Annotated in this window: 12 protein-coding genes; 5 read left to right on the top strand and 7 right to left on the bottom strand. The window is 33.1% G+C overall.

The genetic code is table 11. From position 1 onward, the window contains the following. Positions 1-81: 81 nt before the first annotated feature. From E0F91_RS11080 to E0F91_RS11090, 3 genes are read left to right on the top strand one after another with little or no spacing between them, the layout of a single operon-like run. On the top strand, positions 82-531 hold the full coding sequence (locus E0F91_RS11080; RefSeq protein ID WP_132066602.1) for a type I restriction enzyme HsdR N-terminal domain-containing protein: 450 nt from the start codon (positions 82-84) through the stop codon (positions 529-531). A 13-nt stretch (positions 532-544) separates the two neighbouring features. Continuing rightward, the gene (locus E0F91_RS11085) at positions 545-1,546 is read left to right on the top strand and encodes a glycosyltransferase family 2 protein (RefSeq protein WP_132066603.1); all 1,002 of its coding nucleotides are present in this window, start codon (positions 545-547) and stop codon (positions 1,544-1,546) included. A 53-nt stretch (positions 1,547-1,599) separates the two neighbouring features. Continuing rightward, positions 1,600-2,433, top strand: coding sequence for an OmpA/MotB family protein (locus E0F91_RS11090; RefSeq protein WP_132066604.1), 834 nt, complete (start codon positions 1,600-1,602; stop codon positions 2,431-2,433). 279 nt (positions 2,434-2,712) lie between these two features. Here E0F91_RS11090 and E0F91_RS11095 read toward each other — a convergent pair whose 3' ends face one another. The 3 genes from E0F91_RS11095 to E0F91_RS11105 form a co-directional block, all read right to left on the bottom strand. Beyond that, complete coding sequence (locus tag E0F91_RS11095) at positions 2,713-3,333, bottom strand: L-threonylcarbamoyladenylate synthase (RefSeq protein ID WP_132066605.1); 621 nt, start codon at positions 3,331-3,333, stop codon at positions 2,713-2,715. Positions 3,334-3,412: 79 nt separating this feature from the next. After that, complete coding sequence (locus E0F91_RS11100; RefSeq protein WP_132066606.1) at positions 3,413-5,746, bottom strand: ATP-dependent helicase; 2,334 nt, start codon at positions 5,744-5,746, stop codon at positions 3,413-3,415. A gap of 117 nt (positions 5,747-5,863) precedes the next feature. Continuing rightward, positions 5,864-6,631, bottom strand: coding sequence for a sulfite exporter TauE/SafE family protein (locus E0F91_RS11105; protein ID WP_132066607.1), 768 nt, complete (start codon positions 6,629-6,631; stop codon positions 5,864-5,866). 129 nt (positions 6,632-6,760) lie between these two features. Here E0F91_RS11105 and E0F91_RS11110 point away from each other — a divergent pair, with 129 nt between their 5' ends. After that, positions 6,761-7,282: a DUF7935 family protein gene (locus tag E0F91_RS11110; protein ID WP_132066608.1), complete on the top strand. Its 522-nt coding sequence runs from the start codon at positions 6,761-6,763 to the stop codon at positions 7,280-7,282. 188 nt (positions 7,283-7,470) lie between these two features. On the opposite strand, the gene E0F91_RS11115 is transcribed toward E0F91_RS11110, so the two are convergent. Continuing rightward, positions 7,471-8,598, bottom strand: a complete 1,128-nt coding sequence (locus E0F91_RS11115; RefSeq protein WP_132066609.1) for a serine hydrolase — start codon at positions 8,596-8,598, stop codon at positions 7,471-7,473. 221 nt (positions 8,599-8,819) lie between these two features. After that, positions 8,820-10,883 (bottom strand): M1 family metallopeptidase, encoded by a 2,064-nt coding sequence (locus E0F91_RS11120; protein WP_132066610.1) that lies wholly within the window; start codon positions 10,881-10,883, stop codon positions 8,820-8,822. Positions 10,884-10,986: 103 nt separating this feature from the next. Here E0F91_RS11120 and E0F91_RS11125 point away from each other — a divergent pair, with 103 nt between their 5' ends. Further along, positions 10,987-11,724 (top strand): Dph6-related ATP pyrophosphatase, encoded by a 738-nt coding sequence (locus E0F91_RS11125; RefSeq protein WP_132066611.1) that lies wholly within the window; start codon positions 10,987-10,989, stop codon positions 11,722-11,724. Positions 11,725-11,787: 63 nt separating this feature from the next. On the opposite strand, the gene E0F91_RS11130 is transcribed toward E0F91_RS11125, so the two are convergent. After that, positions 11,788-13,272, bottom strand: coding sequence for an aminopeptidase P N-terminal domain-containing protein (locus E0F91_RS11130; protein WP_132066612.1), 1,485 nt, complete (start codon positions 13,270-13,272; stop codon positions 11,788-11,790). Positions 13,273-13,752: 480 nt separating this feature from the next. Continuing rightward, positions 13,753-14,298, bottom strand: coding sequence for a DUF1697 domain-containing protein (locus E0F91_RS11135; RefSeq protein ID WP_132066613.1), 546 nt, complete (start codon positions 14,296-14,298; stop codon positions 13,753-13,755). Between the last annotated feature and the right edge of the window lie 81 nt (positions 14,299-14,379).

A 14,379-nucleotide genomic window follows, 5' to 3' on the forward strand; every position in this document is an offset into this window, starting at 1 on the left:
GTGAAGTTTTCCGTTTAAAGTTTGTCGAATCGGATGAAACTTTAAACTTGAAACTTTCAACTAAATAACTATTTTTGCTTCATGCAGCAATTAAATTTTTCTACTTATCATTTTCGTTTCAAAAATAGCGAAAATAAAGTCTCTATTTTTGATGAAATCAGGAAAAAATTTATCATTCTTACACCCGAAGAATGGGTTCGCCAGCACGTAGTTCAGTTTTTATTAGAAGAAAAAAAATATCCTAAATCATTAATTAATGTAGAGAAAGTTTTAAAAGTGAATGGCTTACGCAAAAGATACGATGTCGTCGTTTTTAATTCTGATGGGTCTATTTTTATTTTAATCGAATGTAAAGCACCCGAAATTAAAATTGCGCAAGCGACTTTCGACCAAATTGCGCGCTATAATATGACAATGAAAGCCCAATATTTGATGGTGACTAACGGATTGAATCATTACTTTTGCCAAATGGATTTCGAAAACGAAAAATATCAATTTCTTACCGAATTACCAATTTATAAAATCCGGTAATCAAAATTAAAAGATGAAAATAGCTGTTGTAATACTAAATTGGAATGGAATTTTATTGTTAGAAAAATTTTTGCCTTCCCTACTGAAATATTCGGATGAAGCCACAATTTATGTCGCTGATAATGCATCGACAGATGATTCAATTTCCTTTGTCAAGGCATTTTTCCCTTCGGTACAAATAGTAAAAAATGATAGTAATTTAGGATTTGCTGATGGCTACAATCAAGCTTTAAAATACATCGACGCGGAAATATATGCCTTAGTCAACTCTGATATTGAAGTAACCGAGAATTGGTTGCAACCCATTATTAAAACGTTTGTAAGTGAACCAAATACTGCAATCATTCAGCCTAAAATATTGGATTTTAAACGTAAAGAATATTTTGAATATGCTGGAGCTGCTGGAGGATTTATAGATCAATATGGCTATCCTTATTGCCGTGGCCGTATTTTTGACACCTTAGAGAAAGATAACGGGCAGTATGATGATCATTGTGAGATATTTTGGGCTTCAGGAGCTTGTTTTTTTATTAGAAGCCAAGTATATAAAGACCTGAAGGGTTTTGATGGAGAATTTTTTGCGCATCAAGAAGAAATTGATTTGTGCTGGCGTGCCTTTAATAAAGGATATAAAATTAAATATATTTCAGAATCCGTTGTTTATCATGTAGGAGGAGCAACATTACAACAGGGCAATCCAAAAAAGACTTTTTTAAATTTTAGAAACTCCTTATTGATGTTGACTAAAAATCTTCCGAAAGATCAATTGTTTAAAATTCTTTTGGGGCGAATGCTTTTGGATGGAATTGCAGGAATTCAATTTTTAACACAAGGAAAACCCAGACATTTTTGGGCCGTATTTAAGGCTCACTGTTCCTTTTATAATCTTTTTGTGACTTATTATAAAAGAAGAAATAAATTTCAAGATCTAGAATACTATAATGTAAAAAGCATCGTTTACAGCTATTTTATTAGAAAAATTATAGTTTTTAACGATTTATTTAGAATTAAATAAAATTTAAAAGGCTAAATTTGTCCTCAACAATATAATCTAAATTTCAATAATTTATGAAAAAAATCGTAATTGCCTTATCAGTAATGGCCCTTTTAACTTCTTGTGTTTCTAAAAAGAAATACACTGACTTAGAAGCTAGAAACAAAGAAACACAAGATTTACTAAATACTGCGACTGTAAAATTAAATTCTTGCTTAGAAGAAAAAGCAGGTCTTGCAGCAACCGCCGCTACTTTAAAAGAACAAAATCAAGGTTTAATTAGTGTTTCCAAAGACATGACTGTATTGTCAACTAAGGGTGCTCAAAATATTGAAAAAGCTTTAGAATCTATCAAGGAGAAAGATTTGAAAATAAGCAGAATGCAAGATGCATTAACTAAAAAAGACAGTGTAACATTAGCATTAGTGACGAGTCTGAAAAGCTCAGTAGGAATATCCGATCCGGATATCGAAATAAATGTTGAAAAAGGAGTTGTTTTTATCTCTATTGCTGATAAATTATTATTTAAAAGCGGAAGTTACGAAGTAACAGATAGAGCTAAAATGGTTTTGGCTAAAGTTGCCAAAGTTGTTAATGACAAACCTGATTTTGAATGTATGGTTGAAGGTCATACGGACAATGTTCCTTATAATGGAACAGGTGTATTGTTAGACAATTGGGATTTAAGCGTGAAACGTTCTACTTCTATTATCCGTGTTTTAACAAATCAACTGGGTGTTAAACCAGAGCAATTAATTGCTGCAGGAAGAAGTTCTTACATTCCATTAGTTTCCAATGATTCTGCTGAAAACAGATCTCGCAACAGAAGAACTCGTATTGTAGTTTTACCAAAAATTGATCAATTTTACGAAATGATTGAAAAAGAAATGAAAAAACAAAGACCATAAGTTTGTCTTTTTATTCAAAAGTAAACGCCTCAAAATTGAGGCGTTTTTTTGTGCTAATTTTTTTTTAAAAAAATAAAAAATTGTTAAAAATTGACTTGTATAAAAACAAAAAAAGCAGGTCAAAAGACCTGCCTATATGTATCCTCAATTTTTCTTTAACAACCAATTAAATATAATTAAGAATAACATGCTTATAATTTATAATCGATATCACTTAAATTGTAGGTAAATATAAAAATTTATACGATAGAAGCAAATATTTTGCCAAAAAATTATATTTTATAAAATATCTAAACTTCCTTTTCCTTCTCTTACTACTATTGGTTCGTCACCCGATAAATCAATAATAGTAGAACCTACATTATCACCATAACCACCATCGATAACTAGGTCAACCAAGTTTTGCCATTTTTCGAAAATCAGTTCTGGATCAGTGGTGTATTCTATCACATCATCATCATCATGAATTGAGGTAGAAACAATAGGATTCCCAAGAAACTTTACAATCTCTAATGCAATCGCATTATCAGGAACCCTGATTCCCACCGTGGTTTTCTTTTTGAATTCCTTAGGTAAGTTATTATTTCCCGGTAAAATAAAGGTATATGGTCCTGGTAAAGCTCTTTTTAAGATTTTAAAAGTAGCTGTGTCAATTTGTCTCACATAATCTGAAATATTGCTCAAGTCATGACAAATAAAAGAGAAATTTGCTTTATCGAGCTTTACTCCTTTTATCTTTGCAATGCGTTCCAAAGCTTTGGTATTCGTAATATCACAACCCAATCCGTAAACGGTATCTGTAGGGTAAATCACCAATCCTCCATCTTGTAAAACCTTAACTACTTTGGCAATTGCCGCTTCGTTGGGTTTATCAGGGTATATTTTTATAAATTGAGCCATTTTATTTAGTTTAAAATTAAGGGTTTGCAGTTTAATGAATTCATGATAGAAACCTAAACTTGAACTCTAAAACACGTTTTTATCCAATAATATCTAGTTTTGCAAATCGCAATAGTAATTTTTTTATACCGCCTACATCAAATTTGATTTCAGCTTTTTTATCCGCGCCTATCCCTTCCAGATTTACAACTTCTCCTTTTCCAAAGCGTTCGTGCATGACAATATTTCCTGCTGCCAGTTTATTATCAAATAAATTTGCCGTTCCTGAAGCCAAATTATTGGAAACCGGCTTTAATTTTCGAATATTTATATCTGATTTAGGTTCAGTATCCGTGTTGTATTTAGGTGGTATTCCTCCTATTGGTTTTGCCAGACGCAATTTAGATTTATCTACTTCACCAAAAATATCACTATCAATCATCGGTTTATAGCGGTAATTGTTTTCAGGAGGCGTCATATATTCTAGATATTGACTATCGATTTCCTCGATAAAACGAGAAGGTTCACTGTCGGTCAACTTTCCCCAACGGTATCGTGATTGTGCATAGGTCAAATATGCCTGATGTTCCGCGCGGGTCAAAGCCACATAGAACAAACGCCGTTCTTCCTCAAGTTCACTTCTGGTACTCATACTCATGGCACTTGGAAACAAATCCTCTTCCATTCCAACGACAAAAACATGAGGAAACTCTAATCCTTTTGCCAAGTGAATAGTCATTAACGCCACACGATCTTCATCGCTAGTATCCTTATCTAGATCTGTTGCTAGAGCTACATCTTCCATAAATTCAGACAAAGCGCCACGAGCACCATCTATTTCTTTTTGGCCATCGGTGAAATCTTTTATCCCGTTTAATAACTCCTCAATATTCTGAATTTTAGCCATTCCTTCCGGAGTTGCATCTTTCTTTAATTCTTGTATCAATCCCGTTTTTTTAGCAACATGATCAGCCAGATAAAACGCATCCTGATTCTCATTTATAGCCTGAAAACTTTGAATCATCGTTACAAAATCTAGTAGTTTTTGCTTGGTTCCAGAATTCAATTTTAAATCAATACGTTCTATATTTTGCATTACTTCAAAAATGGAACGTTTGTAATGATTGGCGGCAATGGTTAATTTTTCGATAGTAGTATTCCCAATTCCACGTGCCGGATAATTAATTACCCGCACCAAAGCTTCCTCATCTTTTGGATTAATAACCAATCGAAGATAACACAAAACATCCTTCACTTCTTTTCTTTGATAAAAGGAAAGTCCTCCATAAATTCGGTACGGAATATCTCTTTTTCTCAAAGCATCTTCCATAGCACGGGATTGTGCATTGGTACGGTACAAAATAGCAAAAGCGCCATTAGGCAACTGATTTTGCATTTTTTGTTCCCAAATGGTACTCGCCACAAAACGGCCTTCTTCATTGTCCGTTAAACTGCGATGTACTTTTATCTTTGGACCCAAATCATTAGCTGTCCAAACGATTTTATCGAGTTTAACTTTATTTTTATCAATAATGGTGTTTGCTGCTTCCACAATATTTTTTGTGGAACGGTAATTCTGTTCCAATCGAAAGGTTTTTACACCTTCATAATCTTTCTGGAAGTTCAAAATATTATTAATATTGGCTCCACGAAAAGCATAAATACTTTGCGCGTCATCACCCACCACACAAATATTTTGAAATTTATCCGATAAAGCTCTGACAATTAAATATTGTGAGTGATTCGTATCTTGGTACTCATCCACCAAAATATAACGGAAACGGTTTTGATATTTAGCTAGAACTTCAGGAAAACGAGTGAGTAGTTCATTTGTTTTCAATAACAAATCATCAAAATCCATGGCTCCTGCTTTGAAACATCGGTCGACATAATTTTGATAAATTTCTCCCATTCGAGGTTTTTTAGACATCGCATCCGCTTCTTGTAAATCCGGATCATTAAAGTAGGCTTTTACCGTAATCAAACTATTCTTGAAGTTAGAAATCCTACTTAAAACCTGTTTGGGTTTATACACATCTCTATCCAATTGCATCTCTTTGATAATTCCAGAGATGGCGCGCAGTGAATCCTGAGAATCGTATATGGTAAAGTTGGAAGGATACCCTAAATGGTCTGCTTCGGAACGTAGAATTCGTGCAAAAACAGAGTGAAAAGTTCCCATCCAAAGGTTTTTAGCCTCACCCGCACCTACAATGTCAGAGATCCGCTTTTTCATTTCTCGGGCTGCTTTGTTGGTAAAAGTCAGGGACAATATACTGAATGCATCGATTCCTTGATGCATCAAATAAGCAATTCTTATAGTCAACACCCGCGTTTTGCCTGAACCTGCTCCTGCAATAATTATCATAGGACCGTCTTTTTGTAAAACGGGTTCGCGTTGTGCTTCGTTAAGTTGATCGATATATTTATGCATGGAAATTTTTAAATTATATTATGCAAAAATAGCGATTTTGAATGAGGTTTAAGTACCAAAAAAGAACAATCCGCGAATTCATTTTACTACTAATTATAATAAGAGATTCTGAATTTATTATTTAAAAAATACATCGTAGGCAAAACGTACTAAAGTACCAATTACTACCACCAAAAAGAACACTCGTATAAAACTATTTCCTTTATTTATAGCTAATTTTGCACCCATCCACCCACCAAAAGCATTACTTGCGGCCATAGGTATTGCTATTGCCCAAATAATTTTTCCTTTTAAAATAAACAAACAAATAGAACCAAAATTTGTGGCAAGATTGACCATTTTAGCATTTGCGGAAGCGTGTAAAAAATCAAATCCCATGATAGCGATAAATGCAACAACAAGAAAACTACCTGTTCCAGGACCTATAAATCCATCATACAAACCCACTATAAAACTAATACCAATTGCATTAAAAATTTGTGTTCTTGGAGAATGATTTTTTTCAATTTGTTGACCAAAATTTTTCTTGGCATAAGTATAAATCACCAAAAAAGATAGCACTACTAATAATAATGGTTTCATGAAATCATTACTCACATACGTCAATAAAGTAGAACCCAAAAATGCTGATGGAAATGCCAAAAGCATCATAACAGACAATAATTTCCAGTTTATGTCCACCTTTTTTAGATATTGATACGCTGCAAAGGAAGTACCACTGAAAGCAGGAACTTTTAAGGTTCCAATAACTGTAGCAACGGGAAGATTTGGCATCAAAATTAATCCCATAGGAGTTTGTATCAATCCACCACCACCAACAATTGCATCAATAAATCCTGCAGCAAAGGCGGCTAAACAAAGTAAAACAAGTACATAAGTCTCCATTACGGTATTTTATTTTAAAAAGTAGCGTTACTAGCGACAAAAATACTATTCGGTTTGATTAATTGCTATTAAATAGAAATTGATTTTTAATCAAAAAAGTATATTTTTGTTCAAAATTTTTACATCAAAATGGACTCAACAAAAATCATAGAAATTCTAGCTTATACAATACCTTCACTGATAACCGGTAGCGTTGCTTATTTTTTATTTGACTCTTATTTTAAAGATCAGCAAAATACCAGACGCTGGTTATTACAAAAGGAAGCTCAGAAAGATGCTTTACCGCTGCGTTTGCAAGCATACGAACGCATGGCTTTGTATTTAGAACGCATCAATCTTACCAAATTATTGATCCGCATTACTCCTCTTTCCCAAGATAAGAATGATTATGAGAATCTTATAATGGCGCAAATAGAGCAAGAATTTGAACATAATTCAACACAACAAATTTACATGTCAGATGAATGCTGGACCATAATTGTAACTGCAAAAAATGCGACAATCCAAATGATACGTGCTGCAAACAAGAGTGATCGTGTGGATTCTGCTGATAAGTTACGTGAAGTTCTATTGAATGATTTAATGGAAAAACAATCTCCAAGCAATGCAGCTTTGGCTTATATCAAAAACGAAGTGGGACAATTGTGGTAAGCAATCCATTCTGCAAATTGAGATTTATTAAAGCATTTGTTACTCATTCTCAAAATCATTCTACTTTTTAAGAATGCAATACCTTTATAATTCTGGAGAAGAGATCAATTCTGCCTTGCATTTTTATTTTCCACAGTTGGGATATTCCTACCTGTCCAAAAAATAAATTCACGAATAGACAAACTAGATTATTGTCTACTTTTATCATATAATTGACGCCCTAATTCAGCTAAGAAAGGAAGACTTACACTTTCATATTCATAAATGTCATCGTTAAAAACACCATCTTTATTTGCTAAAATAGTCGCAGACAACATAAATTCAACCTTGTTTTCTTGGTCAAGAATATAAGCACAATCAATCATGGTGCCATACGCAGTGCCCACTTTATTGTAAATTTTTATATTCGACGGAATGTTTGCCGTTGTATCTCCAAACATAAAAAATTTACAATAACCATCATAATAGGTAATCGGATCAAAGCCTGCATTTTTAGGTAGGTTTTGCATTGAATAAAGTATAAATTCTCTGTCTTTCTCTGTTATTTTAAAACGTTCTTCTTCTTTGAAAGCTTGAGGAAATACAATCCGTTTTAGTGTATTGTGTAAGGTTTCTAATGGGTAGTAATTATTTTTAGAAAAGTCGAAAGGTGCATTTACTAATTTATCCTCCATATCCCGATAACCCACTCCTTTTTTGATACCCAAGAGCGCTAAAGGAATGGGACTTTCATTTAGTTTTGAAGGAAAAATTTCGATCGTTTGGTCGTCTTTGTAGATTGTCGTTGAGTTTACTAAAGGGTTTCTCGAGTCTGGAGTTGAAAGACGGTGGCTTAATCGAAAAGGAAACAGCCCTTTTTCTTTCATCTTTTGGTTCACAAAATCAAAACCAATGAATTCAAGTAAATTTGTACTGGCTGCATTATCGCTCACAGCAAAAACTTTTGAAATTTCTTCAGAAAATTTTATTTTATCTGTGTTCCCTTCTATCGTATATGAGGTATTAATAGAAGTATTAGTGATTGTATTCAATTTTTCCAAAGCCAAAATTGCAATAGGAAATTTTACTGTGCTCGCTGGATAAAAGTAAGTTTTAGCGTCTAAATGATACGTGTAATCCTTAAATGAAATTGCTCCCTTTTTATCTCTTACAATCTGAGTGTAGATAATTTGAAGCTCATATTGCTTTGGATTTTCCATCACCCTTTTTATGTTAGGATTATCGGAGGCCAATGTCTTTTTTAACAGGTCATTTTGCGTACTACAACTAAATGTCGATAGTACTAAAAAAGCAAAAATATATTTTTTTATAACCATCTTATTTTTCTTATTTGAATTGATATTCTTGCGCTATAAATCAGATTCTGGGTGCTATTGGTTGCTAAATTAAATACTTTTACTTTAAAAAGAGGAACTCCATTACTATTTTAAAAACTATGTAAACTTCTTTATATCCTTTCTATCCGTTATTTTAATTTTTAGCAGCGCCGCTTTAAATTAAATACAGTACTGCGAGGAAATAGCTTCAAAAAACATAGCTATTCTTTTAGCAAACGCTGTAACTGAACCTGTTCGGCTTCATTTAAGTCAGGAACTATTTTTTCCAAAGCAAATCTCATTTCTGGATTTTTTAATAACTTTCTAATGGTATCTCTTCCAAATTTAGAAAATTGCCACATGTGATGTGTAGTTGCATTTACAAGATTTTTCAAAACAATATCATTAATTATTTTGAAAGCAAGCAATTTGTCCAAAGCATTTTGTCTGGTATTCGCCTCGTAATTTATAGATGAATACTCTATTAATTCATTGACCCATATTTCTTTCTCTACAGTATAATTAGGTGTTGATAAAGCGAGTGTCAACCACAAAGTCCTTAAATTATAATCATTGAAACCCACCCAATTTTTGGATTGATCTAAATATTTAAAACGCTTTTCTGGAAAATTATTCCATAAATTATATAACGCCAATTCTTGTGTTTGATACGATTTGTCCTCTAATAAAGTTTCATAGTCCATTCTGAAGCTTTCAGGAATTTCATTTAATGTTCCCGCAATTGTTTGACGTAATTGCAGATTTTTAGTTTCTAAAGCTAAAATAAAAAGACTCTCTTTATCTTCCCATTTTTCATTTTTTAATTGATTTAGAATCGCTTCTTTCACCGAAAAATAAACGTCAGATTCCATTATTTTTTTTAAAAAATCCTTTTTATCTAACAACGGTTTATTTTTTAATTTTTCTACCTCAAACAAGATCTGAATTGATTTGTTTTTTAACAATAAAATATTAGCTTGTTGGGTATTAAAAACAGTAGTTTCAAGCCATACTTTACTAAAATTATCCAAATCATAATTTGATACTTTCTTAATTTCAGTAAAAAAATCATTGGTATTCACACTCTGATACGCATGTTTTTTCAAATAGTTTTTGACCGCTTTTTTAAACGCCTTATCGCCTATTTCCTCGTGTAAAATGAATAAAGCCCAAGCACCTTTTTGATAAAATGTCAATGAACTTGCTTTTGCATTCAAAACAGGAATCGGGTCCGTACGAGAGGCAAATTTTAATTGCTGTGCCGACTCATATAATTTGGAATAGAAATAATCTTCACCATAGATTTCTTTTTCGGCAAGCAGTGCATAATACGTAGCAAAACCCTCCTGCAACCAATGGTGTTTACTATTTTCGGCAGTGACTAAATTTCCAAACCATTGGTGCGCTAATTCATGTGCATTGACATTGGTGTAACTTCTGTCTTCAAATCCTGTTGAATCGACAACAAAACGCGTGTTGAAAAGCGTTGCTGATGTATTTTCCATTCCAGCATATAGAAAATCTCGAACAGGTGCTTGTTTGTATATTTCCCAAGGATACTTCACTCCTATTTCCTTTTCTAAAAAATCAAACATTCTTTTTGAATCACGATAGGTTGGTTCAAACTTAGCTTTATCATTAGATTCATAATAAATCTCTAATGGAATCCCCGAATTTGATACTTGAGTTTGCTTGTCAAATTTCCCAATGGCAAGCATCAACAAATAAGAACTCATTGGTTTTTGCATACCATAGTTCCAAACGGAAAGTCCATTCAATTCCGACTTAAATTGCAACGTACCATTTGAAATTACCTGATAGTCTTTATCAAATACGATGTTCATATTAAAAACTACTTTTTCATTCACGTCATCAAAACTTGGAAACCAATGACTCGTATATTTCCCTTGTCCTTGTGTCCAAATTTGTACATTATCATTTGCTTCTGAACCAATGAAATACATCGTTTGCTTTGGCTTTGCCAAATACTGAAAAGTCAGGTTATTTTTCCCTTTTTTAAACCGATATATGATTTGTAGTTCTTTTTGTGTGTTGTGAAAATCAATTGGTTTTCCGTTCAGCATAACATCAAAAAATTCCATATTTTGCGCATCAATTTTAATGGTATCAATGGGTTTCAAAATATTAAAATCATAATCCACAGCTCCAGAAACAGTTTTTTCAATTGGATTTATTGCAATTCTACCCAAAACCGATTTAAAATCGACAAATTGGGTTTGTTGGGCAAAAGTGAATGTGGAAATAAAAAGGAATAGGTATTTCATTACTAGCATATTTAATGATGCGATTTCCAAAGTTACAAAGGTTTCCCCAACTAATCCGGCTAATTTTGTAAGTTTACCTCCAGAAATCCATAAGTAAACTACATTGAAAAAGAAAGCCCTATTTAATTGGAGCAGCGGAAAAGATTCTGCGCTAGCCTTATATAAAAGCCTACAAAATCCAGAAATTGAAATTTCTTGTTTATTAACCAGTGTAAACCAACAGCATCAACGTGTTTCTATGCATGGAGTTAGAGTTGAATTATTACAACAACAAGCCCAAAGCATTGGATTACCGCTTGAAATCATGCAAATTCCTGAAATGCCAACTATGGAAGCCTACGAAGATGTGATGCGAAAAACATTGGTAAAACTAAAAAATCATGGTGTCACCCATTCTATTTTTGGAGATATTTTTCTGGAAGATTTGCGTAAATACCGTGAAGATAAATTAGCCGAAATAGGTTTCGAAGGCATTTTCCCGCTTTGGAAAATCCCAACACACGAAATCATTCAGGAATTTATAAGTTTAGGTTTTAAAACAATTGTAGTTTGTGTCAACGAACGTCATTTGGATAAAAGCTTCGTAGGTCGCGTTATCGATCAGGATTTCATAAATGATTTACCAGACAACGTAGATGTTTGTGGTGAAAATGGCGAATTCCACACCTTCACTTTTGACGGTCCCATTTTCTCCAAACCTATCAAATTTGAAATTGGAGAAGTTGTGTATCGAAAATATGAAAAACCAGAAAAAGAAGATTCATCCGATACTTCTTGTGATACAAATGCATCCGATGTGTTTGATTTTGGGTTTTGGTATTGTGATTTGGTTGGTAAATGATTTAAAAAAACTCCCAAATCAATAAGACAACGGAGTTCTATTTGTAAAGAATAGTAAAATATACTAATCTAAACTTGGTACAGAAAAAGTATCTAAAACACTTTTTTCACTCATAAGTGCTTCAATTTCATTTGATTTTCTTGGTGCTTCCGATGATAAATTTACCGGTCCATTTGTTGTAATTAAAATATCATCTTCAATTCGTACCGCAATTCCCCACCATTTTTTATCACAATCACTACCTATTGGAATGTAAATTCCAGGCTCTACGGTCACGACCATATCTGCTTCAAAAACAGTATACAAACCTGGATCGTGAACATCTAACCCAATGTGATGCGAAGTTCCGTGAGGAAAATATTTTCTAGATTCTTGTTCCGTTTTAACAATTCCTAGTTTCACTAAGCCAGCACTGATTATTTTGCGTGCAGCAACATCCGGCGCATTAAAACTATTCCCCACTTTTGCGACAGCAATACCAGCTTCTTGCGCTTCATAAACCAAATCATAAATTAGCTTTTGCTCCGTAGAAAATTTTCCATTAGCTGGAATGGTTCGGGTTACATCAGCGGTGTAGCCATGATATTCAGCTCCTAAATCCATTAAAACCAACTCATTTTCGACTTTCATTTTGCTGTTTTCAATATAATGCAATACGCAACCATTATTTCCTGCGCCCACGATTGATGGATAACCCTCAAACTCACTGCCGTACTTTTTGTATACAAATTCATGAACTCCCTGTATTTCCGTTTCCGACATTCCAGGATGCATCGCTTTCATGATTTCACGTTGTCCCATTGCCGAAATCCGAACCGCTTTAGTCAATAAAACCAACTCTTCTTTGGATTTTTTCTCACGAAGACTCGCCATAAAGGTCAAAATCGATTTGGTATTTATTGTAGCCTTTTTTGAAGTGACACTTTTTTTAGTGTTCATTTCGTTTTGCACATTCAAATCCATTTGTGGTCTCTCTTTTTCGCTGTAGCCAATTTGTGATTTAAAAGCACTAATTAATTTATATAAATCGGCTTTTTCATTTTTCGAATTTCGAGTGTCATCTTCAAATTCCTTAAAGAAAACAGTATCAAAATTTGCATAATCAATACCCGAATTTAAAAACGCTGCTCCATCCAAAGCATTATCAAAACCCAACTCTTTTTTAGCGCCCTCCGTTCCTAAGCGGACTCCTGTCCATTGTTCCGCTCTTGGATTTTTTTCCTGAACATAGAGCAATTCAGTGAATGACTTTCCTTCTTTATTAGTTTGATTATTCGAAAAAACAACTAGCACTGAATTAGGTTCTTTGTATCCTGTTAAATAATAAAAATCTGGATCTTGATGGTAGATAAAATCCACATCATTGGCTCGGTTCCGAATAGGATTACTAAAAAATACTGCCACACTATTCTGAGGCATTTTGGCACGCAAGGCTGCTCTGCGTTCTTTATGGAATTGAGTCGACAAATAATCGTTTGGATTTCCGTTTTGCGCTATGGAGACACAAACAAAAAAGACAGTAAAAACAAAAGAAAGTTTTAAATTCATAGCGCTACATTTTAGGGTTTTGCAAAATAAATAAAAGATTTTGATAGCATTAATTAGTACGTAAATATAATTTTTTTGTGCGTACCAACTATTTTTTTTTTGAAAGACTGATTCTACTATTCGATTAAAAATAGAAAAAGAGCACCAGAAGTTGTAAAAACTTCTGAATACTCTTTGACAAAAGTGCTTCATAATCCTAAAATTAACCAAATCTAAACCTTATGAAAATGTTTTAATAAGCACTTATAATTTACTTTTTAACTAAAATTGTAAAACAGTATTTGACTTCGGTTATATATTTTATAGATGCTACTTCTTGCAATAGGTTGCGTCAAATTATAACTATTTTTTTCTAAAGCTAAAATAGAGCCTTAAAAATCTTTGTTTAAACTCCAAAAAATACCGCTAATTCGCAAATTTGAGATGGATTATACCATTTATAATTTGCGAATTAGCGGTTGAACTGGACTAGAAGTCTTATTATCGTTCTTCGTACATTTTCAGCAATTGTGTCACTGTATTCCAATTTCGGATTGTTGCAATAACATTCAGTTTTTTCTCGATGTATTTTTGATCAAATCTGGTCTTTCCGGCGCCAACAGCATATTTTATAAAGATTTTGTTGCCATCAATACTTGCTTCATCTGGTTTGAATTGGCTAATTTTCAAATCATTCATACTCGTACTTTGCAACGTAGTCGAAATAAAAGCTACATACAACTTCTTAGTATCAATATCTTTTTCCTTCAAAAATGAATTCTTTTTGAAACAAGCTTCTAAATCCTCTTTTTTAATAACAACAACAGGAACTTCATGTCCAAAAATCTTAAAAATTTCTTGTTTTATTTTGAATCCAACGGCAGCTCCATTTTCTTCTTCGGTATCCACAAAAACATTTCCGGATTGAATGTACGTTTGCACATTTTGAAAACCAATGGCTTCCAAAGTCGTTTTTAGCGCTTCCATTTTTATCATACTGTGACCAGAAACGTTGATGCCACGAAGTAATGCGAGATGAGTTGTCATTTGTTGAAATTTTATTTTTTGCGAAGGTATTGTGTTTAAAAAGATAAATACATATTTAATTATCAGTTCTTCTCAACTTAG

It is taken from the genome of Flavobacterium sandaracinum (assembly GCF_004349135.1).
Classification (GTDB): Bacteria; Bacteroidota; Bacteroidia; order Flavobacteriales; family Flavobacteriaceae; genus Flavobacterium; species Flavobacterium sandaracinum.